The 20,815-nt window shown below is 59.7% G+C and carries 20 protein-coding genes and 1 tRNA gene; 18 read left to right on the top strand and 3 right to left on the bottom strand.

Annotation, left to right across the window (positions count from 1 at the left end; genetic code table 11):
- The first annotated feature begins 1 nt into the window (after position 1).
- The 17 genes from ACE3TJ_RS14320 (at position 2) to ACE3TJ_RS14400 (ending at position 18,287) form a co-directional block, all read left to right on the top strand.
- On the top strand, positions 2–1,060 hold the full coding sequence (locus ACE3TJ_RS14320) for a hypothetical protein (RefSeq protein ID WP_374597276.1): 1,059 nt from the start codon (positions 2–4) through the stop codon (positions 1,058–1,060).
- Between the two features lie 32 nt (positions 1,061–1,092).
- Positions 1,093–2,949, top strand: coding sequence for an asparagine synthase (glutamine-hydrolyzing) (gene asnB, locus ACE3TJ_RS14325; protein WP_374597278.1), 1,857 nt, complete (start codon positions 1,093–1,095; stop codon positions 2,947–2,949).
- A gap of 34 nt (positions 2,950–2,983) precedes the next feature.
- A complete protein-coding gene (locus ACE3TJ_RS14330) occupies positions 2,984–3,703 on the top strand; it encodes an FkbM family methyltransferase (protein ID WP_374597280.1) in 720 nt (239 codons plus the stop codon).
- Between the two features lie 31 nt (positions 3,704–3,734).
- Positions 3,735–4,775, top strand: coding sequence for a glycosyltransferase (locus ACE3TJ_RS14335; protein ID WP_374597282.1), 1,041 nt, complete (start codon positions 3,735–3,737; stop codon positions 4,773–4,775).
- Between the two features lie 2 nt (positions 4,776–4,777).
- Positions 4,778–5,905 (top strand): glycosyltransferase family 4 protein, encoded by a 1,128-nt coding sequence (locus ACE3TJ_RS14340; RefSeq protein ID WP_374597284.1) that lies wholly within the window; start codon positions 4,778–4,780, stop codon positions 5,903–5,905.
- Positions 5,902–7,038, top strand: a complete 1,137-nt coding sequence (locus ACE3TJ_RS14345) for an N-acetyl sugar amidotransferase (RefSeq protein WP_374597286.1) — start codon at positions 5,902–5,904, stop codon at positions 7,036–7,038. Before ACE3TJ_RS14340 ends, ACE3TJ_RS14345 begins: the two co-directional genes overlap by 4 nt.
- The gene (hisH, locus tag ACE3TJ_RS14350) at positions 7,035–7,646 is read left to right on the top strand and encodes an imidazole glycerol phosphate synthase subunit HisH (RefSeq protein WP_374597288.1); all 612 of its coding nucleotides are present in this window, start codon (positions 7,035–7,037) and stop codon (positions 7,644–7,646) included. The genes ACE3TJ_RS14345 and hisH overlap by 4 nt, the downstream gene beginning before the upstream one ends.
- Positions 7,647–7,648: 2 nt before the next feature.
- A complete protein-coding gene (locus ACE3TJ_RS14355) occupies positions 7,649–8,431 on the top strand; it encodes an AglZ/HisF2 family acetamidino modification protein (protein ID WP_374597290.1) in 783 nt (260 codons plus the stop codon).
- Positions 8,428–10,542: a bi-domain-containing oxidoreductase gene (locus ACE3TJ_RS14360; RefSeq protein ID WP_374597292.1), complete on the top strand. Its 2,115-nt coding sequence runs from the start codon at positions 8,428–8,430 to the stop codon at positions 10,540–10,542. The genes ACE3TJ_RS14355 and ACE3TJ_RS14360 overlap by 4 nt, the downstream gene beginning before the upstream one ends.
- A complete protein-coding gene (locus tag ACE3TJ_RS14365) occupies positions 10,539–12,212 on the top strand; it encodes a heparinase II/III family protein (protein WP_374597294.1) in 1,674 nt (557 codons plus the stop codon). The genes ACE3TJ_RS14360 and ACE3TJ_RS14365 overlap by 4 nt, the downstream gene beginning before the upstream one ends.
- Before the next feature lie 10 nt (positions 12,213–12,222).
- Complete coding sequence (locus ACE3TJ_RS14370) at positions 12,223–13,371, top strand: glycosyltransferase (protein ID WP_374597296.1); 1,149 nt, start codon at positions 12,223–12,225, stop codon at positions 13,369–13,371.
- Positions 13,368–14,348, top strand: a complete 981-nt coding sequence (locus tag ACE3TJ_RS14375; protein WP_374597298.1) for an NAD-dependent epimerase/dehydratase family protein — start codon at positions 13,368–13,370, stop codon at positions 14,346–14,348. Before ACE3TJ_RS14370 ends, ACE3TJ_RS14375 begins: the two co-directional genes overlap by 4 nt.
- On the top strand, positions 14,345–15,532 hold the full coding sequence (locus ACE3TJ_RS14380) for a UDP-N-acetylglucosamine 4,6-dehydratase (RefSeq protein WP_374597300.1): 1,188 nt from the start codon (positions 14,345–14,347) through the stop codon (positions 15,530–15,532). Before ACE3TJ_RS14375 ends, ACE3TJ_RS14380 begins: the two co-directional genes overlap by 4 nt.
- A 2-nt stretch (positions 15,533–15,534) precedes the next feature.
- Complete coding sequence (locus ACE3TJ_RS14385; protein WP_374597302.1) at positions 15,535–16,212, top strand: sugar transferase; 678 nt, start codon at positions 15,535–15,537, stop codon at positions 16,210–16,212.
- Positions 16,213–16,254: 42 nt separating this feature from the next.
- Complete coding sequence (locus ACE3TJ_RS14390) at positions 16,255–16,575, top strand: hypothetical protein (protein WP_374597304.1); 321 nt, start codon at positions 16,255–16,257, stop codon at positions 16,573–16,575.
- A 210-nt stretch (positions 16,576–16,785) separates the two neighbouring features.
- Complete coding sequence (locus ACE3TJ_RS14395) at positions 16,786–17,247, top strand: UDP binding domain-containing protein (RefSeq protein ID WP_374597306.1); 462 nt, start codon at positions 16,786–16,788, stop codon at positions 17,245–17,247.
- Between the two features lie 149 nt (positions 17,248–17,396).
- Complete coding sequence (locus ACE3TJ_RS14400) at positions 17,397–18,287, top strand: class I SAM-dependent methyltransferase (RefSeq protein ID WP_374597308.1); 891 nt, start codon at positions 17,397–17,399, stop codon at positions 18,285–18,287.
- Between the two features lie 68 nt (positions 18,288–18,355).
- On the opposite strand, the gene ACE3TJ_RS14405 is transcribed toward ACE3TJ_RS14400, so the two are convergent.
- Both ACE3TJ_RS14405 and ACE3TJ_RS14410 read right to left on the bottom strand, forming a co-directional pair.
- Positions 18,356–18,431: transfer RNA gene (locus ACE3TJ_RS14405), tRNA-Ala, on the bottom strand.
- Positions 18,432–18,530: 99 nt separating this feature from the next.
- Complete coding sequence (locus ACE3TJ_RS14410; protein ID WP_374597310.1) at positions 18,531–18,857, bottom strand: TIGR02300 family protein; 327 nt, start codon at positions 18,855–18,857, stop codon at positions 18,531–18,533.
- 238 nt (positions 18,858–19,095) lie between these two features.
- On the opposite strand from ACE3TJ_RS14410, the gene aroA reads away from it, so the two are divergent.
- Positions 19,096–20,412, top strand: a complete 1,317-nt coding sequence (gene aroA, locus ACE3TJ_RS14415) for a 3-phosphoshikimate 1-carboxyvinyltransferase (RefSeq protein WP_374599417.1) — start codon at positions 19,096–19,098, stop codon at positions 20,410–20,412.
- Here the strand turns inward: aroA and ACE3TJ_RS14420 are convergent.
- Positions 20,409–20,537, bottom strand: a complete 129-nt coding sequence (locus ACE3TJ_RS14420) for a hypothetical protein (protein ID WP_374597312.1) — start codon at positions 20,535–20,537, stop codon at positions 20,409–20,411. The genes aroA and ACE3TJ_RS14420 overlap by 4 nt on opposite strands.
- Positions 20,538–20,815: the final 278 nt, after the last annotated feature.

Genomic DNA, 20,815 nt, shown 5'->3' on the forward strand with positions numbered 1-20,815 from the left:
CATGTCCAAGCTTGTCCTGATCTCACGGTTTGCAGTCAATGCACTGAGTGGGCATTTCTTGCTCGATGATGAGTATTATTTCCATTTCCTCAATCGGAAGGGCGTCGACTTTCGATTGTACACATCGCGCTATTCAGCCGAGCGCATCCTGAACAGCTTCCCGGCTGACTGTGATAGAATTCATGCGCTCGAAGATGGCCAACCGCGCCTAGATCGCGGTGACCGGGTCATCTTTCTGGGCTTTTCAGAGGTCGATGTCATCGTCTTCCTTCTGAAGAACCTGCTGCGCCTTCCACGATTGGTCCTCATCGCCACCAACAATTTCTCAAGTGGCCGGATCGCACGGTATCGAACGTTCCTGAAAATTTTTTTGCTCCTGATCAACGGCAGCCTCGAGCGGCTGGTTCTTCACACTGCTCATGAACGTCGGCTTGTTACCGATCTCGATAAGCGGGCCGGAGCAAAGGCGGTGATCAAGAAGCATCACATGATGATGCCACAGTATACGCCGTCTATGGATTTCGGCACGGACCAGCCTATTATCGCCTATTTCGGACCAGAGAAGCGCGAGAAGCCGATCGATCCATTGCTCTGCCTTATCAGGGCGGACCGTGGAAGGCGGTTTCTATACCGGCTCTACAATGTCGATCGTGCTTTGCTGAGAGCACAGCTGCCCGATATCGCGGAGCGCTCCAATGTCCAGGTCGTCGACGGCTGGCAAAGTCACGAAAGCTACCTTCGGGCGGCTCGTAGCAGCACATTGTTGTTTCTCAGCCATACCAGGGATTTCGAGGGCAAACTGTCGGGTAATTTATGCGACAGCTTTGCGCTCGGCATCCCTTATATTGCGCGGGCGATGGAGCCGATGACATCCTATCATGTCCATTATGGCCCGCTGGGTTACCTGGTCGATTTCGACGATCCAGACTGGCCAGAATATTTCCGGCGTGCATATAGCCCCGCTAACATAGCACGGATGCGGGGCAATCTTCACCGGCTGGGCATTGATCATTCGGCTGACGCGATCGACACTAACTTGGCCGCCTGTCTGCTCGACTGACGGACAGCCACCTCGAGACATAGCAGGGTAACATGTGCGGGATTTTCATCGCCTTCAATCACGCGGGTCTGGCGCATGCGCGGGACAAGGCGTTCGTGCGGGCGATTGCAACGGCAAGCCATCGCGGTCCAGACAATATCGATCATATCCGGGACGGTTTCTGTTTCTTAGGTCACAGCCGGCTATCGATAATTGATCTCGATGTCGCCTCGAACCAACCGTTCCGGTTTGAGCAACTTTTGATGACCTACAACGGCGAGATCTTTAACTATGAAGAGTTGCGCGCTGAGTTGCAACAACTCGGGCGCAGCTTCCGTACCGAATCCGACACCGAAGTGGTGATCCAAGCCTACGCACAATGGGGCGCCGAATGTTTCGCTCGACTGAACGGCATGTGGTCGCTCGCAATATACGATACGGCTAAACGCGAGTTGACCGTTTCGCGGGACCGCTTCGGGCAGAAACCCTTGTTTCTGAGCCGTAATGGTTCGGATGTTCTGTTCGCTAGCGAGTTTCAGCAACTGGCCGAGCTTGTCGACAGGCGCATCGACTATGGCCTCATACAGATGTTCCTCAAAGAAGGAACCTATGAAGGCGGCGGACGTACCTTCCTGGAAACGATCCAAGAGTTCCCAAAGGCTCATTATCTGAAGATATCGGCGTCAGGAACATGGGAAAGCAAGGCCTACTGGCACTATCCAGACGGGGAGATTGCACTGACCGATAGTGACACTGTCGAGGCATTTTCCGAGTTGCTGAGCGATGCCGTGCGATTGCGGCTGCGCTCGGACGTTCCGTTCGGCTTGCTCCTGTCGGGCGGCGTCGACAGCACGCTTGTCGCACATTATGCACGGGAACATAGCGGCGAGACTAAGGGAGTTCCTGCCTTCACCTTTTCCTCTGGAGACTGCCATGACGAGAGAGGCTTCGCAGAAACGGTTGCCGACCGGTTGGATCTCGACCTGCATGTCAGGGTCCAGGAGCAGGAACCATCCGACTACAAGAGGCGCCTCAAGGCGCTGGTGCGCCACCTCGGGCGTGGCCATTCCTCGCCGGCGATCGTCTCTGTCGACTATCTCTACGAGTCGGTCGCGCGGAACGGCGTGCGTGTGGCGCTCGACGGCCAAGGCGCAGACGAATTGCTTGCTGGCTACAAAAGCTATTTCATGCTCGTCATTCCCTGGTATCTCGCGCGGGGCAAGTTCCGGCAGGCCTATCTTTGCTTCCGCGATCAGTTGCGTTTCGGTTTCGTCTCCGCGATCATCCTGTTCCTGCGAAACATACTGCCGTCGTCGCTCAAGAGGTTGATGCGCTGGGCTTATGGCTACGAACGGCTGTTCCGGGCCTATCGCGGGCCGAACCTTCCGCGCTGGCTCGATGTCGAGGATCATGTGGGGCGTAATCCCAACCTCCTCAACCGTTACTTGATATCGCAACACGATCTCGGGCTGGAGAATCTGCTCTATTATGGCGACATTGTCGCCATGCGGAGCAGCGTCGAAAACCGCTCACCGTTCATGGATCATCGCTTGGTCACGTTCGCTTTTCAGCACGACGACGGGCTCAAGCTTCAAGATGCCATTGACAAGTATGCGCTCCGCAAGTCACCGGCCTATAACTCCTATCGGGACGTGTTGGAGCGGGATAAGCTCGGCTTCTCGTCCGGTATCCTGCCGTCCACCAAAGCCTCGATGATCACGGACCTGAGAGACTCGTCGATCCTTGATTGGCCGATCTTCAGCCACCGGATTCGCGACTTCGCAAGGTCGGATCAGTTGCTGCGCAGCAAATATGAACGGCTTCTGTTCCGCCTTTATCAGGTTCACATCTGGAACGAACTCTTTATCGAGGAAGCTGGCGGGAATTCGCCTGCTCTGGCATGCTCGTGAACTGGCGCCAGCTTCGAAAGTTGGGAAGCTTATGATGAAAAACATGCTTTCGCTCGCACGATCGGCTCGCGTGCTCGCCCGGATCATGACGGGCCGCGACGTGTGGGTGTCGGCCAAACCGCAAGGCAAGCTGGCCTGGTGCGGCAATCCTTCCTACGGCGGATGGAAGTTGCCAGTGGATGGGATCGGCGGCCGGGTCGGCGTGATCGATGCCGGTGTCGGCGAGGACCTGTCGTTTTCAGAGGATTTGATTAGCCGCTACGGTGCGAGTGTCGTGGCGCTCGATCCGACGCCGAAGGCTGCACACTACGTGCATTCTCGGGGCAATCCCGCGATCGACTTTGTCAATCATGGTCTCGCGCCAGAGGATGGGAAGGCGATCTTCTATCTTCCGTCGAACCGGAATCATGTTAGCGGGTCGCTCAATGCCGAAAATCATCTCAAGGGCGGCGAACTCGAGGTTGAACTGAGCAGTCTAAGTACGGCCATCAGCCGGCTTCCTGAGTGCGATACACTGATCGTCAAGATGGATATCGAAGGCGCCGAGTTCGACCTGCTCGGGTCGGCGGACTTCCAGAGTTGCGCCATGGAGATCGACATCCTGTGCATTGAGTTTCATCACCGTTGGCCGAATTTCGGTGCGGCGCGCCTACGACAGGCTGTCGAGGCGCTGGAGGCGCTCGGCTTCTCTTGTGTCTGGCGCAATACCGGAACCAACGAGGAGTTCACGTTTGCTCGGGCCGCAATGGTCTGACCCAGATATCCCTCTAATTGCTGGTGCATTTATGATTCTGGTGGTCCAGAACCAACTCCCCCACTATCGCCGGGCTTTCTTCAATGCGCTCTGCGATGTCGATGAGGTCATCGTTCTTCATTCCGGCAAGCCAGTCGGGACCGACGGCGAGCGCTTCAAGGAACTGATCGTGCCGCAGCGGCAGTTCGGGCCGTTCAATCTTCAGATCGGCCTGAACGACGCCATCATGCGCCTCACGCCAACCACCGTCATCGCTTCGGCGGACCTGCGCAACCTGTTGTCCTTCGTCGCGATGTTCCGATTCGAGCGACGGCTAAAGTGGGTTTGGTGGGGGCTCGACAAGGGGGCAAGCGCTCTGGCGCTGGCGGTGAAGACATGGCTCGTGCGCCGCGACAACCCGGTCGTCTTCTACAATCATGTTATCCGCGATGAGTTCCAGGCCCGCGGCCTTGCGCCTAACAGGCTCTTCGTCGCGAACAATACTTTCCACGTCGACAATCATCAGTCCTTTGCCGACACGGCTCCGAAGGATTGCTTCATTAATGTCGGAACACTCGATCCGCGAAAGCGGAACGATGTGACGGTGCGCGCCTTTCGAACGGTGCTCGATAAGAGCGGCCGCGATCTCAAGCTGTATCTGATCGGCGAAGGCCGGGACCGGGAGGTGCTTGAGGCGCTGATCGCCGAACTTGATCTCGCCGGCAGCGTCATCCTGACCGGCAAGATTGAGGATCCAAAACGACTGGAGGGCTATTATGCCCGCACCATCGCGTCGGTTTCGTTCGGACAGGCCGGGCTGGCAGTGCTTCAGAGCATGGCGTTCGGTGTACCCTTTGTCACCAAGGCTGACGCCATCTCCGGGGGAGAGAAGCATAACATCATCAGCGGCCATAACGGCATCTTCTGCGACGGCGACCAAGGCGCGCTCGAAACCGCGATGCTCCGTTTGGTTGAAGATTCGGACTATGCGCGCAAACTGGGTCGAAACGCCTATGCTCACTATATCGAGAAGGCTTCGATTCAGGGTATGGTTGGCGGTTTCCGCGCTGCGCTCTCCTGTATGGAAGTCTGACCGTGGCGCATGTGCTTATCAACGGCATTAGTGCCAAGTCGGGCGGCGGCAGGAGCATCCTGACCAACTTCCTATCGGTTCTGAATGCCAGGGGATCAAAGCATCGTTTCAGCGTCACAGTGCCCGATGCGGAGAGCTATGCGACTTTCGCCTCGGCGAATGTTCGGCTGCTTCCGATGCCGGTGTTGAGCAAGACCATGCTGCTTCCGCTAGCGGCGAGCACGGCGTTGCCGCGCATGATCCGCCGGCACTGCTGTGATCTGGTCTTCAATCTCGCTGACATACCCATCAGAACGCGGACGACGCAGATTTTTCTGTTCGACTGGCCACATGCCGCTTACCCGCAGTCGCCGGCCTGGAAGCGCGGGGATTTCGCGGACACCGTCAAGCGGCGAATGAAGCTCCATTTCTTTCGTTCTTATCTTCGGTACATCGACGTGATGATCGCGCAGGGGCCGGCTATTCGCGACCGACTGATGTCGCTGTACGGCATCGACCGGATGCCGGTCGTCCCCAATGCCGTGTCGCTCGATAATCTCTCGGCCGTAGGGTCCTACGACTTCGCTCTCGGCGGCGGTTTCAAGCTGCTGTGCCTCAGTCACTATTACTCACACAAGAATTTGGAAATCTTCGTCCCCCTCGCCGAACTGATTCGAGAGCGGCAGCTCGACCTGAAGATCGTCATCACCATTGATGCCGGCCAGGGGCAGGGTGCGCACGAACTGCTCACCACGATTGCGGAACGCAAGCTCGGCGATATCATCATCAACGTCGGTCCGGTACCGATGGCAAGAGTGCCAGGCCTCTACCGCCAGACCGACGCGCTACTGCTGCCGACGCTGCTCGAATCCTTCTCGGGCACCTATGTCGAGGCAATGTTTCACGGCAAGCCGATCTTCACCAGCCACTACGAGTTCGCGCTGGATGTGTGCAAGGATGCAGCCTTCTATTTCGATCCGCTGGACGCTGGCGATATACTAGACAAGGTCGGCTTCGCCTTCGTCCATCCAGAGGAGCGCGCGAAAAGAGTTGCGGAGGGTCGGCGCTTGCTCGAAGGAATGATGAACTGGAACCAAGCCTTTGACGCCTACCTTGCCCTCATCGACGAGACACTTGCAGAGCAGCCATGACAAGAGCCTATCGGATCTGCACTTCCTGCGTGATGGACACCAGCGACCGGATGATCCGGTTCGACGACAAGGGTGTCTGCGACCATTGCAACAATTATTATTGCCATACTCTGTCCAACTGGCACACCGATGCGCGCGGCCGGCAGGAACTCGACCGGATGGTGAGCGCCGTCCGCGCGGCGGGCAAAGGCGAGGATTTCGATTGCATCATCGGCATGAGTGGTGGGATCGATAGCTCCTACCTCACCTATATCGCAAAGGCGGAACTTGGGTTGCGGCCACTGGTGTTCCATGTTGATGCGGGATGGAACTCCCAGGTTGCGGTCAACAATATCGAACGTCTTGTCGATGGGCTCGGACTGGACCTGTTCACAGAGGTCATCAACTGGGAGGAGATGAAGGATCTCCAGCTTGCGTTCCTCCGTTCCGGCGTGTCGCATATCGACGCACCGCAGGATCATGCCTTCTTCGCGACCATGTACAAGTTCGCGACGCAGCATAAGGTCAAATATATCCTGACCGGCGCGAATCTTTCGACCGAATGCGTTCGTAACCCGGTCGAGTGGATGTACTACCAGTCCGATTCGCGCCAGCTGCGCGACATCCATGCCAAATTCGGATCGCGCCCGCTCAAGACCTATCCGACGACCTCGATCCTCTGGCACAAGTTGTGGCTGCCCTATGTCAAGGGCATCAAGGTGCTGAAACCGCTCAACTACGTGCCCTACATCAAGGAGGAGGCGAAGGCGCTGCTTATCGAGCGGTTCGCCTGGCAGCCCTACCCGCAGAAGCATTTCGAATCCCGCTTCACAAAATTCTACGAAAGCTACTGGTTGCCCAAGCGCTTCGGTTATGACGTTCGCCGCGTGCAGTTCTCCAGCCTGATCCTGACCGGGCAAATGACGCGCGAGGAGGCGGTCGCAGAGCTGGAGAAGCCGCCCTACGACCAGCAGGCCATCGGGCAAGAAGTCGAATTTGTAGCGAACAAGCTCGGCATCAGCATCGGCGAACTGGAAAGTTATATGGCGCTGCCGCTCAAGAGTTATCGTGACTACAAGAACCAGCGTCAGATTTACGATCTGGGCGCGCGCGTGATGCGGGTGCTGGGGCTGGAAATTGGCGGTAAGCGATGATCGCGCTCGTTGACTATGGACTGGGGAATATTCGCGCCTTTGCGAATATCTACCGTCAGCTCAACATCCCGGTCGCGATCGTCGACAGGCCCGGCGATCTGCTGAAAGCGCGCAAAATCATCCTGCCCGGCGTCGGCGCGTTCGACTGGGCGATGGAACAACTCAACCGCTCGGGCCTGCGCGACGCGCTCGACCTTCAGGTGCGCGACCGCAAGGTGGACGTGCTCGGCGTTTGCGTCGGGATGCAGATGATGGCCTTGCGCAGCGAGGAAGGCGAACTGGCCGGGCTCGGCTGGATCGATGCCGAAGTGCTGCGGTTCGACATCGCCACGCTCCGGCAGCAGACGCAATTGCCGCACATGGGCTGGAACCATGTGCGTCTGATTGGCGAAAATCCGCTGTTCCAGCAACTCGACGATTCGCAATTCTACTTCCTGCACAGCTACTTCATGCAGCCGACCGATCCCGCTGACACGCTCGCAGTCGCCGACTATGGCGTCGAGTTTACGGCGGCTGTCGGCTCCGGCAATGTCTACGGCACGCAATTCCATCCCGAGAAGAGCCACGCTTGGGGTATTCGCCTGCTGCAGAATTTTGCCGAGCTCTGATCATGCTGCGTGCCCGCATCATTCCCTGCCTGCTCATTCATGAGGGCGGACTGGTGAAAACCACCCGTTTCGGTGACCCGAAATATGTCGGCGACCCGATCAACGCGGTCCGCATTCTGAACGAGAAGGAAGTCGACGAACTGATGGTGGTCGATATCGACGCCAGCCCCCACGACCGTGAGCCAAACTATCAGCTTATTGCCAATCTTGCCAATGAGTGCCGGATGCCGCTCTGCTACGGCGGTGGCGTCAAGACCACTGGGCAGATCGAGCGCATCATCGCGCTCGGTGTCGAGAAGGTCGCGCTCAGCGCGGCCGCCGTCGAAAATCCCCAGATCGTTCGAGAGGCAGCCCGGCGTGTCGGGAGCCAGAGCGTGGTGGTGGTGCTAGACGTCAAGAGATTCGGCCTGCTGCGGCGGCCGGAGATTGTCACCTACAATGCCACCAAACGAAGCGGTCTCGATCCGGTCGAGTTTGCTCGCCGTGTCGAGCAACTCGGGGCCGGCGAGATCGTGCTCAATAATGTTGATCGCGACGGCGAGATGAAGGGTTATGACAAGGACTTGGTCCGCCAGATCCGGAACGCGACAAGCCTGCCGCTCACAGCACTCGGTGGCGCGGGCTCTCTCGACGATATTCGCGATCTGATCGCGCAGCATCATATTATCGGAGCAGCCGCCGGCAGCCTGTTCGTTTTCAAGGGTAAATACCGGGCGGTCCTCATCAACTATCCGAACCGCGAGGAAAAGCGCGCGCTCTTCGGCAACGCGAGGGCCATGCCATGAAGCAGGTATTGCAGAGTCTGAACGATGGGACGACCGAGATCGCTGAGGTGCCGGTGCCACGCATCAAATCGGGCCAGCTGCTGATCGAGACCAGCAAGACTCTAGTGTCGGCTGGCACCGAGCGGATGCTGGTCGAGTTCGGCAAGGGCAATTGGCTCCAGAAGGCCCGCCAGCAGCCGGATAAGGTTCGGATGGTGCTCGATAAGCTCCGTACCGACGGCGTGCTGCCCACGATTGATGCCGTGCTCAATAAGCTCGATCAGCCGCTGCCGCTCGGCTACTGCAATGTCGGCCGTGTCGTCGAAGTTGGAGCGGCCCTAGCCGGCTTCGAACCCGGCGACCGGGTCATCAGCAACGGCAAGCATGCCGAGGTTGTGGGCGTACCCATCAACTTGTGTGCCCGTGTGCCGGAAAGCGTCAGCGATGATGAGGCGGCATTCACCGTGCTCGGTGCGATCGCGCTCCAGGGTGTCCGGCTGGCGCAGCCGACGCTCGGCGAGACGGTCGTTGTCACCGGCCTTGGACTGGTCGGGTTGATTACCGTGCAACTGCTGCGTGCCAATGGCTGCCGTGTGTTAGGCCTCGATTTCGATGAACGCAAACTGGCGCTCGCGCGAGAATTCGGTGCAGAGGTAGTGAACCTCGCCGCCGGTCAAGATCCGGTGACGACCGCTTGGCAATATTCGCGGCAGCGCGGTGTTGATGCCGTTATCGTCACTGCCGCGACGTCGAGTAGCGAACCGATACACCAAGCGGCAACCATGTGCCGCAAGCGCGGCCGTATCGTTCTGGTCGGTGTCACCGGACTGGAGCTGTCGCGCGACGACTTCTTCAAGAAGGAACTGACCTTCCAGGTGTCGGCCTCCTACGGGCCGGGTCGTTACGATCCCAATTATGAGGAGAAGGGGCAGGACTATCCGGTCGGCTTCGTGCGCTGGACCGAACAGCGCAACTTCGAGGCAGTGCTCGACATGATGGCGGACAAGCGGATCGACGTGCGGCCGCTGATCTCTCACCGCTTCGGCATCGCCGAGGCGGACAAGGCCTATGACCTCATCAGCGGTTCCGAACCGTCGCTCGGTATCGTGCTCGACTATCCAGGTATCAGGATCGATACTACGGCGCGGACAGTGCCGCTGGTCCAGACCATGCCGACCGGCGCCGCGCCGTCGATCAGCGTCATCGGGGCGGGCAACTATGCCTCCGCCATCCTGCTGCCAGCATTCAGAAAGACCGGCGCGCACCTACGCTCCATCGCCTCGAGCGGCGGCGTCACCGGGCTGCACGCTGGCCGGAAGTTCGGTTTCGCCGAAACGACCACCGACAGCGATCACATCTTCGCCGACCCCGGCACCGATGCTGTCGTCATCACGACGCAGCACGATAGCCACGCTCATTTCGTGCGCAAGGCTCTGGCTGCGGGCAAGCATGTCTTCGTCGAGAAGCCGCTGTGCCTGACCCTCGCCGAGCTGGCCGCAATCGAGGCCGATTATGGTGCTGCGGCCGATGCCGGGCGGGCGCCCTGTCTGATGGTTGGCTTCAACCGGCGTTTCGCACCGCATGTCCAGCGGATGAAGTCGATGCTCGCCGTGATCAACGAGCCGCGCGCCTTCGTGATGACAGTGAATGCCGGGGCCATTCCGGCGGACCACTGGACGCAGGATCAGGCGGCGGGCGGTGGCCGCCTTGTCGGAGAGGCATGCCACTTCATCGATCTGCTCCGCTACTTGGCGGGTGCGCCGGTCACCGGTTGGAGCCGATCGGCGATGCAGTCGCCGCTCGCAGACACCGTCAGCATCCAATTGGAGTTCGCTGATGGATCGATCGGCACGGTCCACTATCTCGCTAATGGCAACAAGGCGGTTTCGAAAGAGCGCCTTGAGGTCTTCACCAGTGGCCGCATCCTGCAACTCGACAACTTCCGCACGTTGACGGCGCATGGCTGGTCGCGCGCCAAAACGATGCGCCTGTGGCGGCAGGACAAGGGTCAGTCGGCCTGTACGCAGGCCTTCGTCGATGCGGTTGCCAAAGGCGGGCCCCCGCCGATCGCCATCGACGAAATCTTCGAGGTCAGCCGCCTTTCCATCGAGATCGCCGGGGGCGGCCGTTGAGCATTGTTGCGCGTGTCGGTCTCTATTGGCACACCCTGCGGTATCTGCGCCCCATCCAGTTCTACGGTCGCCTGAAACGCCTGCTGCCGGTCCCGGCCAGCGGTCTCGCGCGGTCCGCACCTCCGCCGGAAGCCGCGTCTGGTCCTTGGGTCGCGCCCGCACGCCGCCATCCGAGCCTTCTGGATTCCGACCTGTTCTGCTTCCTCGGCCGACATGGTACGTTGCGGGAGATCGGCTGGGACGCACCGGATCGGGATGCACTCTGGCGCTACAACCTGCATTATTTCGATGACCTCAACGCCGAAGGCGCCGAGGCGCGCACGGACTGGCATCGGGTACTGCTCGCTGACTGGGTCCACGCGAATCCCCCTGCGCGGGGCATTGGCTGGTCACCGTATCCGACTTCGCTGCGCATCGTGAACTGGTTGAAATGGCATTGGTCCGGCCATGCTTTGCCGCAACCATGCTGGAACAGCCTCGCGGTCCAGGCGCGCTGGCTGTCGAGGCGGCTCGAATGGCATCTTCTCGGCAACCACTTGTTCGCCAACGCCAAGGCACTGGTCTTCGCGGGTCTCGGCTTTCGCGGTACGGAGGCTGAGGCGTGGCTGCATACCGGGCTTCACATCATCGACCGGCAGCTCTCCGGGCAACTGCTGGCCGACGGTGGAAATTTCGAACTCAGCCCCATGTATCACGCCATTTTTCTCGAAGACCTTCTGGATCTTCTCAACGCGGCGCGGCGGACGGACGGGCGGATTCCTGCCCGACCGGTCGAGCGCTGGCGCGAGGCGTCCGGCCGTATGCTCGGCTGGCTGGATGCCATGTCGCACCCCGATGGTGAAATCGGCCATTTCAACGATGCCGCGCCCGCGATCGCGCCGTGCCTCGCCGTGCTTCAGGCTTATGCAGCGCGGCTCGGCATCGCCTCCTGCGCGCCTGCGCCGATGGTGACGGCCGCGCGGCCTGCCGTTCGTCACTATGAGCAAAGCGGCTATATCCGCGTGGACGGCGCCGATGCCGCGCTGCTGCTCGACGTCGCGCCGATCGGACCCGACTATTTGCCGGGCCACGGCCACGCGGACTGCCTGTCCTTCGAATTGTCCCTCTTCGGCCGGCGTGTAATCGTGAATAGCGGGACCTCCTGCTATGGTAATGACCCGCGCCGTAAATACGAACGCGGCACGAGCGCGCATAGCACCGTAGAGGTGGCGGAGCAGAACTCCTCCGAAGTCTGGGGTGATTTTCGGGTCGCGCGCCGAGCTTATCCCTTTGATCTCGAAATTGATGCAGAGGCCGAAGCGATCGAGGTCGCCTGCAGCCACGATGGCTATCGACGTCTGGCCGGCAAGCCAGTGCATCGCAGGCGCTGGCGCCTGAACGGATCAGAACTTACGGTTAGGGACCGGGTGGACGGAGGCGTCCCGGCCGTTGCGCGCTACATTCTCCATCCAGACGTCATGGTGGCTCCAGGGGAGCTAGACGGTTTCAAGCTCTCCATCGGTGACGGCCAGCAGCTGCATTTCACCATAGCGAAGGGCACGGCCCGACTGGAGCAGGTGCAATATGCGCGGGGTTTCGGCGATCTCGCGCCGACCCATTGCATCGCCATCGCCCTGGTCGATGGCCGGTCGGCCGCCAGCCTCCGTTGGCGTTTCCCGGATGTTTCCTGATGATCGCGTCATGTTGACCCGCAGCCTCACTATCGTCACCAGCTACCCAATGGATGAGCCGGTCGTGCGTAACCGGTTGACGCCGCTCATCGATCGGGCAGTGGCGCGCGGTTTTCGCGTGCGCCTTGTCAGTAGCGGAACGACAACTCTCGACGACGATCGGCCGGGCTTTCGGCACGACCGCCTTGGTGCGGTTGCAACGCCGCAGCGCAACTTCGTCCGCCGCGCAATCGATGAATGGCGCGCTGCGAAAGCCATCCTGCAGTCGGTCCGTACCACGCCGGAAGACATTGTGCTTGTCACCATCCCTTCGATGTTTCTGCTATTTCGCGTCGGGCTACTCTCAGGCGGACGCAAACTGCTCGACGTGCGCGATCTGACCTGGGAATATCTTCCGGACTCCCAACCCTTGCAGCGTGCCGCCAAGCTGTTGTTTCGGCATCTGGCTCACGGACGCTTCGGCAGCTTCGACCTCATCAGCTGCACCAACGAACGCGAGCGTGCCTATCTTGCGAACAAACTGCGGATCGCGCCTTCGGAGATTGTTCTGGTGCCCAACGGTATCGCACAGTCACAATTTGATCTGCTTGCCCCGAACGGCATCCGGCGCGCGGACGCGCTTGAGGTCAGTTACATCGGCAATGTCGGCGTGGCGCAGAATCTGTCGATTCTGCTCCGGGCCGCACAGATGCTGCCCAAGGTCCGCTTCAACATTGTCGGCGGTGGCACTGCTCTGACTGAAATCTCGATGCTACGGAAGAGCATGGCACTCGACAACGTCCATATGACAGGCCGCATCGCTTGGGATGAGGTACGGTCAATCTACAATCGGACCCATATCCTGTATGCACAGTTGTCGGCGAATTTCGAAGGTGCAATGCCCTCCAAGCTTTATGAATATTTGTCGACGGGCAAATATGTGGTCTATGGCGGCGGCGGCGAGGCCCGAAAGATGCTCGCGCGCTTTGACAATAATGTCGTCATCGATCCGGACGATCCTGATGCGCTCGTGCAGGCAATCCGCGACGCCGCGCGCGATGGCGCCGACCGGCGCCTGTCGCTTCGTAACCGCGAGGCGATTGAGGCCAGCTTTATCCGCGAACATGCCAGCGACCGGCTGCTTGACCGGATGATAGAACAGTTCAATCTCATCGCATGAGCAGGGTTCTAGTCACCGGGGCGGCCGGCTTCGTCGGCCGGGCACTTACGCGGCATCTTCTGGGCCTTGGCTTCGACGTGTGTGCGGTCGGCCGCCGCGCTGGTACGATCGAAGAGATGGTTCCCCTTCATGGCATCGGCACGATCAATGGTGCGACCGACTGGCACGGTCTGCTGAGCGGAGTCAGTTATGTGGTGCACTGTGCGGCGCGGGCGCACAAGCTCAACGATCGAAATCCGGACCGGATGGCGGCCTTTCGCGAGACGAACGTCGCGGCGTCGCTCGCGCTCGCTCGCCAAGCCGCCGCCGCCGGTGTCCGACGCTTCATCTTCCTGAGTTCAATCGGTGTCAACGGTAACTGGACTATCAGGCCATTTACAGAGGAAGATGTGCCACAGCCGGTCGAGGATTATGCCCGCAGCAAGCTGGAGGCCGAGACCGGGCTGAGGCAACTGGCGACCAACACCGGCATGGAACTGGTGATCATCCGTCCGCCTCTGGTCTACGGCCCTGATGCGCCTGGCAATTTCGGCCGGCTGCTGGCGTTGGCGGCGAGCGGTCTGCCGCTGCCGCTCGGGGCGGCCGACGCGCCGCGAAGCTTCGTTGCGCGCGACAATCTCGTCGACTTCATCTCAACGACGATCATGCATCCTCGGGCGGCCGACCAGATCTTCTTGGTCGCCGATGGGCAAGACCTGTCGACTGCGAAAATGCTGCGACTGATCGCTGGCGGCTTGGGGCGCTCCCCCCATCTTGTTACTGTCCCACCGACTTTCTTGTTTTGGATGTCCGGGCTTCTGGGAAAACGTGCCTTGCTCGACCGGTTACTATCACCACTCCAGGTCGACACTGCCAAGGCGCGCAATATGCTAGATTGGCGGCCGCTGGTGGCGGCAGAGATAGCGGTGCAGGATGCGGCACGGCAGTGGCATACAAGAAAGTCGGTGCAATCGGAGTTGAGACGAGGTCGGGCGTGAATATTCTTTCTCTGGTCGGCCGTGATCGGGCGCTATTCGAAGCCGATCTGGCCACATATGGCGATGTGATGGCGGAAACTGTCCGCAACGCGCGTTTCCTGGTGATCGGCGGTGCGGGTTCGATTGGGCAGGCCGTGGCGCGCGAGGTCTTCAAGCGCAACCCGAAAGCGCTGCATATTGTTGACATCAGCGAGAACAATATGGTCGAGTTGGTGCGCGATCTGCGCAGTACGCTGGGCTACATAGACGGAGACTTTCGAACTTTCGCCATTGACTGTGGCGGGCGCGAGTTCGAGGCGCTTATGGTGGCAGAGGGGGGCTATGACTATGTGTTGAACCTCTCGGCGCTCAAGCATGTGCGCAGCGAGAAGGATCCTTTCACGTTGATGCGCATGGTCCAGGTCAATATTTTCAACACTCTCAAGACCCTGCAGCTGGCCCATGAAGGCTGTACGCAGAAATATTTCTGCGTATCGACGGACAAGGCTGCGAATCCCGTCAATATGATGGGTGCGAGCAAACGCATCATGGAGATGTTCCTGATGCGGGAGAGTCTCGTGCAGCCGATTTCGATGGCGCGTTTCGCCAATGTCGCTTTCTCGGATGGCTCGCTGCTGCAGGGGTTCAACCACCGCTTTGCTAAGCGCCAGCCGATCTCGGCTCCGAACGACGTACGTCGCTATTTCGTCACGCCGCAGGAAGCGGGTGAGTTGTGCCTGATGTCCTGCATCATGGGCGAGAATCGCGATATTTTCTTTCCGAAGCTCAGCGAGAAACTCCACCTCATCACTTTCTCGGAGATTGCCGTCCGTTACCTGCGCGCGCTTGGCTATGAGCCATTCGAATGTGCCAGCGAGGACGAGGCGCGCAGTCGGGCAGCAGAGCTGATCGAACGAAGATACTGGCCCTGCTATTTCTTCTCCAGCGATACGACGGGTGAGAAGGATTTCGAGGAATTCTTCACCGATAAGGAAGACCTTGACATGGTGCGCTTCAGTTCGGTCGGTGTGATTCGCAACCCGGCATCCTTCGATCGGAAAATCCTTGATCATTTCCAAGAACAGATCAGCCAGCTCCTCGCGCAGACATCCTGGAACAAGGGTGATCTGGTCGATCTATTCTTCACGTTGCTCCCGGATTTTGCCCACAAGGAAACCGGGAAGTATCTCGACCAGAGAATGTGACCATGCAACGCTGCTTCGACATCCTGTTTGCAGGACTTGCGGTGATCGTCCTGTCCCCGCTGCTCATTCCGATTGCCCTGCTGCTACGGTTTACAGGCGAGGGTGAGATTTTCTTCCTTCAGGAGCGCATCGGCAAGGGGGGACGGCCGTTCAATCTTTTCAAGTTTGCAACGATGCTGAAAAATAGCCCCAGTATCGGTACCGGCACTGTAACGGTGAAAGGTGATGCGCGCATCCTCCCCGTCGGGAAATTCCTGCGCAAGACTAAGATTAACGAACTGCCGCAGTTGTTCAATATCCTGCTCGGCGACATGAGCATCGTCGGTCCGCGTCCGTTGACGAAGCAGACCTTTGGTGCCTATGCGCCTGAAACGCAGGCCATAGTTCTGCGCGTTCGTCCGGGTCTGTCGGGCATTGGTTCCGTCATCTTCCGGGACGAAGAAAGCATGCTTCATGGCCAGCATGATGCCCTTGAATATTATCATCGTGTGGTCGCGCCATATAAAGGAACGGTTGAGCGCTGGTATGTCGAAAACAATCGTCTTTTCAATTATTTCGCGATAGTTTTGGCGACCATCTGGGTTGTGGTCCTTCCCCGATCTCCACTCGTTTGGCGACTGTTCCCTACTCTGCCGTCACCGCCACGTGAACTGCAGGCAACCCTGAACCATCCAGGCTGACTTGTCGAAGTGGCAGCCACAAATACGTGGAAAACTGTGGATATGAGAGTTGTTGTCATCGGGCTCGGCTATGTCGGTTTGCCGTTCGCGATCGCTCTGGCGCGCTCGTGCGATACGATGGGGTTGGATATCTCTGCCGGGCGGGTCGCGGAACTTCAGCGCGGGCATGACCGCACACGCGAGGTTGAACCTGAAGTGCTGCGCGCCACCAGCCTGCGTTGCACTACTCCTATTGATGACTGCCGCGGCGCCGATATCTATATCGTTACCGTACCGACGCCGGTCGATGTTGCGAAAGAGTCGGATCTGGCACCAGTGCTGGCTGCAACCCGCGCAAACGCATCGATCCTTGCCCAGGGCTAACGAGCGATCATCGTCTATGAATCGACTGTCTATCCGGGTGTTACCGAAGATATCCGCGGACCCGACATCGAACGTGTCTGGGGGATATTCGGCAAGCTAGGCCTCTCAGTCTACGACGCGTTGGAGCCGGCCGCAACAAAATGGAATTTTCTCAAGTTTCAGCCAAGCCTTGCCGGCGGCCACTGCATCGGCGTCGACGCCTATTGCTAAATGGCGCAGAAGCTTGGGCACGATCCGCAGGTGGTTCTGGCGGGACGCGCCGTGAACGACACCATGGGCCTTTACATTGCCGGCCAGGTACATGCGTGGCTGGGTCGGGTAGGTAAGATTCTCGTGCTGGGTGTTACTTTTAAGGAAGACGTGCCCGATCTTGGGAATTCGAAGGTCGTCGATATCATCGGTCGTCTCCAGTGGATCGGACATGATGTGACGGTGCACGATCCTCTCGCAGATGCAGCTGAAGCAGATCATGAATACGGGTTTCTGCTTGATGATAACGCATTTTCGTACCGTTACGACGCGGTCATCGCTGCTGTAGCGCATGCCTTCTATAAGGCGGTCGAGCCATATGTCGTCGTCGAGCTGTTGAACGAAAACGGTCTGGTTGTAGACATTAAGGGCGTCTGCCGCGAGCAGCACTTTCCCGCGTACGTTTGCCGCTTGCAGATTTAGGACGACATCAAACACTCTTGTGGCAACATCTGGGCCGAGAAGAGTGCCTATCCTAACGCGCATAGGTGCAGTGGCTGCAACCCGTTCGTTGTCGGGCGAATACGATAGTGCAATCATGGGGCTTCAATAATAACAGGACAAACTTTACGATGCACAAACTCACGGATGGGGAGGGGCCGGTGGGGAATGCTGATGACTGGCTGAATGGAGAGGCTTTACCGGCCGATCTTTCCCTAATTCCAGACGATGTGTTCACCAAGCTCATGTCGGGCGAGCACATCTTTGGCGATGACTTCGTGCCTGCCTCCATCGACCGCTGGTTTGAGGACGAGAAGAGTGCCTCCTATGCGTGCTATGAGGGTGTGGATACAACCCAGTACGATATCCTCAATTGGATACATGCCTTTCGCCGCGTGAAACACCGGACATTTGAGAACTGTCTCGCGATCGGTGTCGCTGATGGAAAGGACGTGGAACCCTTGGCGCATCAGGTCGGGAGCTTCTTCTGCGTCGAACCCGAAGAAAAATGGTGGCGTCCGCTCATCGGGGGGAAGCCAGCCCACTACCGCACTCCGAACGCCGATGGGAGTTTGACCGCATTTCAGGACGAGTCCTTTGATCTCTCCATCGCGATCGGATGCCTTCATCATATTCCGAATGTCTCCCATATCATCAGCGAGATGGGGCGAACGACGGCAAGTGGGGGCTATCTGATTATTCGCGAGCCGATCACGATGATGGGCGATTGGCGTTTCCCCCGCCCGAACATGACGAGACGGGAGAGAGGTCTCCCACCGCAGCCACTGCTTCAAGCGGTCGAGCGTGCCGGGTTCACGTCCGAGTCCGTTGTCTACTTCGATTGCCCCCTAGTAGCCCGTGGCGGCGCGAAGCTCGGGATCAAGCCTTATAACAACACGGTGTTTGTCGTTCTGGACTGGCTGCTGTGTCGTGCACTGCGCTGGAACATGCACTACCGTCCGCGCAGTATCCTTCAGAAGATCGCGCCAAGCTCCGTGTTCATCGTAGCTCGAAAGATTTAGCCTCGATGAAGAAAAAGGGAGAAGCTACCTCGCTTGGGATGCCACTTCAAGAGCGTCAGCTGGTAGTTTGGTGGAGCCGAGGGGGATCGAACCCCTGACCTCTACAATGCCATTGTAGCGCTCTCCCAGCTGAGCTACGGCCCCACACGTCTTGCTTGCGGCCCGGTCTGGTCCCGGGCGGCGGGCATTTAGGTCAGAAGCCGCGCGGTGCGCAAGCACCTTGTGCGGCTCCCATTCAAAAAATCAGACGTCTTCGCCCGATTCCTTGGTCATCGCGACTTCGCCGAGGTCGTCGTCGCCACCGAGGTCGTTCTCGTCGTCCGGGTTCACGTCGTCGTCGTCGACATCCACGTCGAGATCGTCTTCGTCGAGGGCGCCGTCATCGCTTTCGGTGGCGGCTTCCTTTTTCACCACCTCGAAGGGCAGCGGCTGCTTGGACTTCAGGATCGGCTCGGGCGCCCAGGCCGTTCCGCATTCGATGCAGGTGACGGGGTCATCGGCGCCAAGATCGTAAAAGCGGGTGCTGCATTTCGGGCAGGTGCGCTTCGTTCCCCATTCGGGCTTCACCAAGATATGTCTCCGGACGTTCGTATTTCGTACAGCTGTCTGTCGTGTAGCCGCTACCCAAGCGCACAAAAGGGCGCCGCCGGGGCGGATTCGCGGGCGGTGCCTTGCCATGCGCGTGCGGCGCTGTCAAAACCTAATCGCGCCGGGAGCCCCCGCGCGCGGCCGTCGGCGTTGCGTCGGCAGCTTCCCATAGCTGTTTCCTCCAGGATGAAGGGGCCGACCGTTGTCCGCCGCCACACCCATGCCGCTTTCGCTTGTCGCCGAGGGGCCGCTTTCCGGCCGTGTGCGTGTGCCGGGGGATAAGTCGATCTCTCACCGGGCGCTGATGCTTGGCGCACTCGCGGTCGGTGAAACCGTTATCGATGGTCTCCTCGAAGGCGAGGATGTCCACGCCACGGCCGCCGCGATGCGGGCGATGGGCGCGCATGCGGAGCGGGATGCCGGAGGGCGCTGGCGCGTGCACGGCGTTGGTGTGGGCGGGCTGTTGCAGCCTGCGGGCGTGCTTGAGATGGGCAACAGCGGCACCTCGACTCGGCTTCTTGCCGGGCTTGTGGCCAGCCATGCGATTCGCGCGACCTTCGTGGGTGATGCGTCGCTTTCGAAGCGCCCGATGCAGCGGATCATCACGCCGCTGTCGCAGATGGGTGCGCGCTTTTCCGGGAACGGTGACCGCCTGCCGATGACGGTGGAGGGCGCCTCTCCGGCGCTGCCGATCGAATATCGCCTGCCGGTGGCGTCGGCGCAGGTGAAGTCCGCGGTGCTGCTCGCCGGGCTCAATGCGCCGGGCATCACGCGGGTTATCGAAAGCGTGCCGACGCGCGACCATTCGGAGCGGATGCTGCGCGGTTTCGGCGCGGATTTGACCGTGGAAAGTCTGCCAGACGGCGCGCGCCTTATCTCCGTGCATGGCGAGGCGGAGTTGAAGCCGCAGCGAATCACGGTGCCGGGGGATATTTCATCCGCGGCGTTCCCGCTCGTGGCGGCGCTTGTGGTGCCGGGCAGCGAGGTCGTGATCGAGAATGTCGGCCTCAATCCCACGCGCACGGGCATTATCGATGCCCTCGCCATGCTGGGACTCGAGGTGGCGGTGGAGGGCAAAGGCGAGGCGGGGGGAGAACCGGTCGGCGCACTTCGCGTTCGCCATGCGATGCTCAAAGGCGGCGAGGTCGATCCGGCGATTGCGCCGCTGATGATCGACGAGTATCCAATCCTGATGGTCGCGGCGGCCTTTGCGGACGGCGCGACCGTGATGCGTGGGCTGGAGGAGCTGCGCGTCAAGGAATCGGACCGCCTTGCCGTGATGGCGGTGGGCCTCGCCGCCTGCGGCGTGCCGGTCGAGGAGCTGGAAGACGGCATTGTCATCCATGGCAGCGGCGGCGCGCCGGTGCCCGGCGGCGCGACCGTGGCAAGCCACCTCGATCATCGTATCGCGATGAGCTTCGCAGTGCTCGGCCTTAACGCGAAGGCGCCGGTGGTGGTGGACGACGCGCGTCCGATCGCGACGAGCTTCCCGGATTTCCTGCCGCTCATGCAGCGCATGGGCGCGGCGGCGCGCTAGAAGAGATAAACCAGCGCGAAGGCCGTTCCGGCGACATAGGCAGTGAAGAAAAAGCGCAGGTCGTTGATCAAGGCCGCCCGGGAAACGCGCGCGCGAACCTGCACATACTCTTGCTCGGGGGCCACGAACTCTCTCCCAATGCCTGCCGTTAACGAAGGTTACCAATTCGTTAACGATTGGGAAGGGGTAAAGTTGCGTCATGTATCCAGGCGCGAATGCGAATGACTTGCAGCGGAGGTGTAATTCTGCTAATCGTTCGCATTATTGGCTTTGGGGATGGCCTAACGATGATCCTTTGCGTGTGCAATGCCCTGCGTGAAAATGATGTCCGCGCCGCTGCGGGCCCCAAGGGCTGTCCGGTGGAAACCTACGCGCGGCTGGGTGCCCGCCCCCAGTGCGGCCA

This window comes from Sphingosinicella sp., from assembly GCF_041916975.1.
Classification (GTDB): Bacteria; Pseudomonadota; Alphaproteobacteria; order Sphingomonadales; family Sphingomonadaceae; genus Sphingosinicella.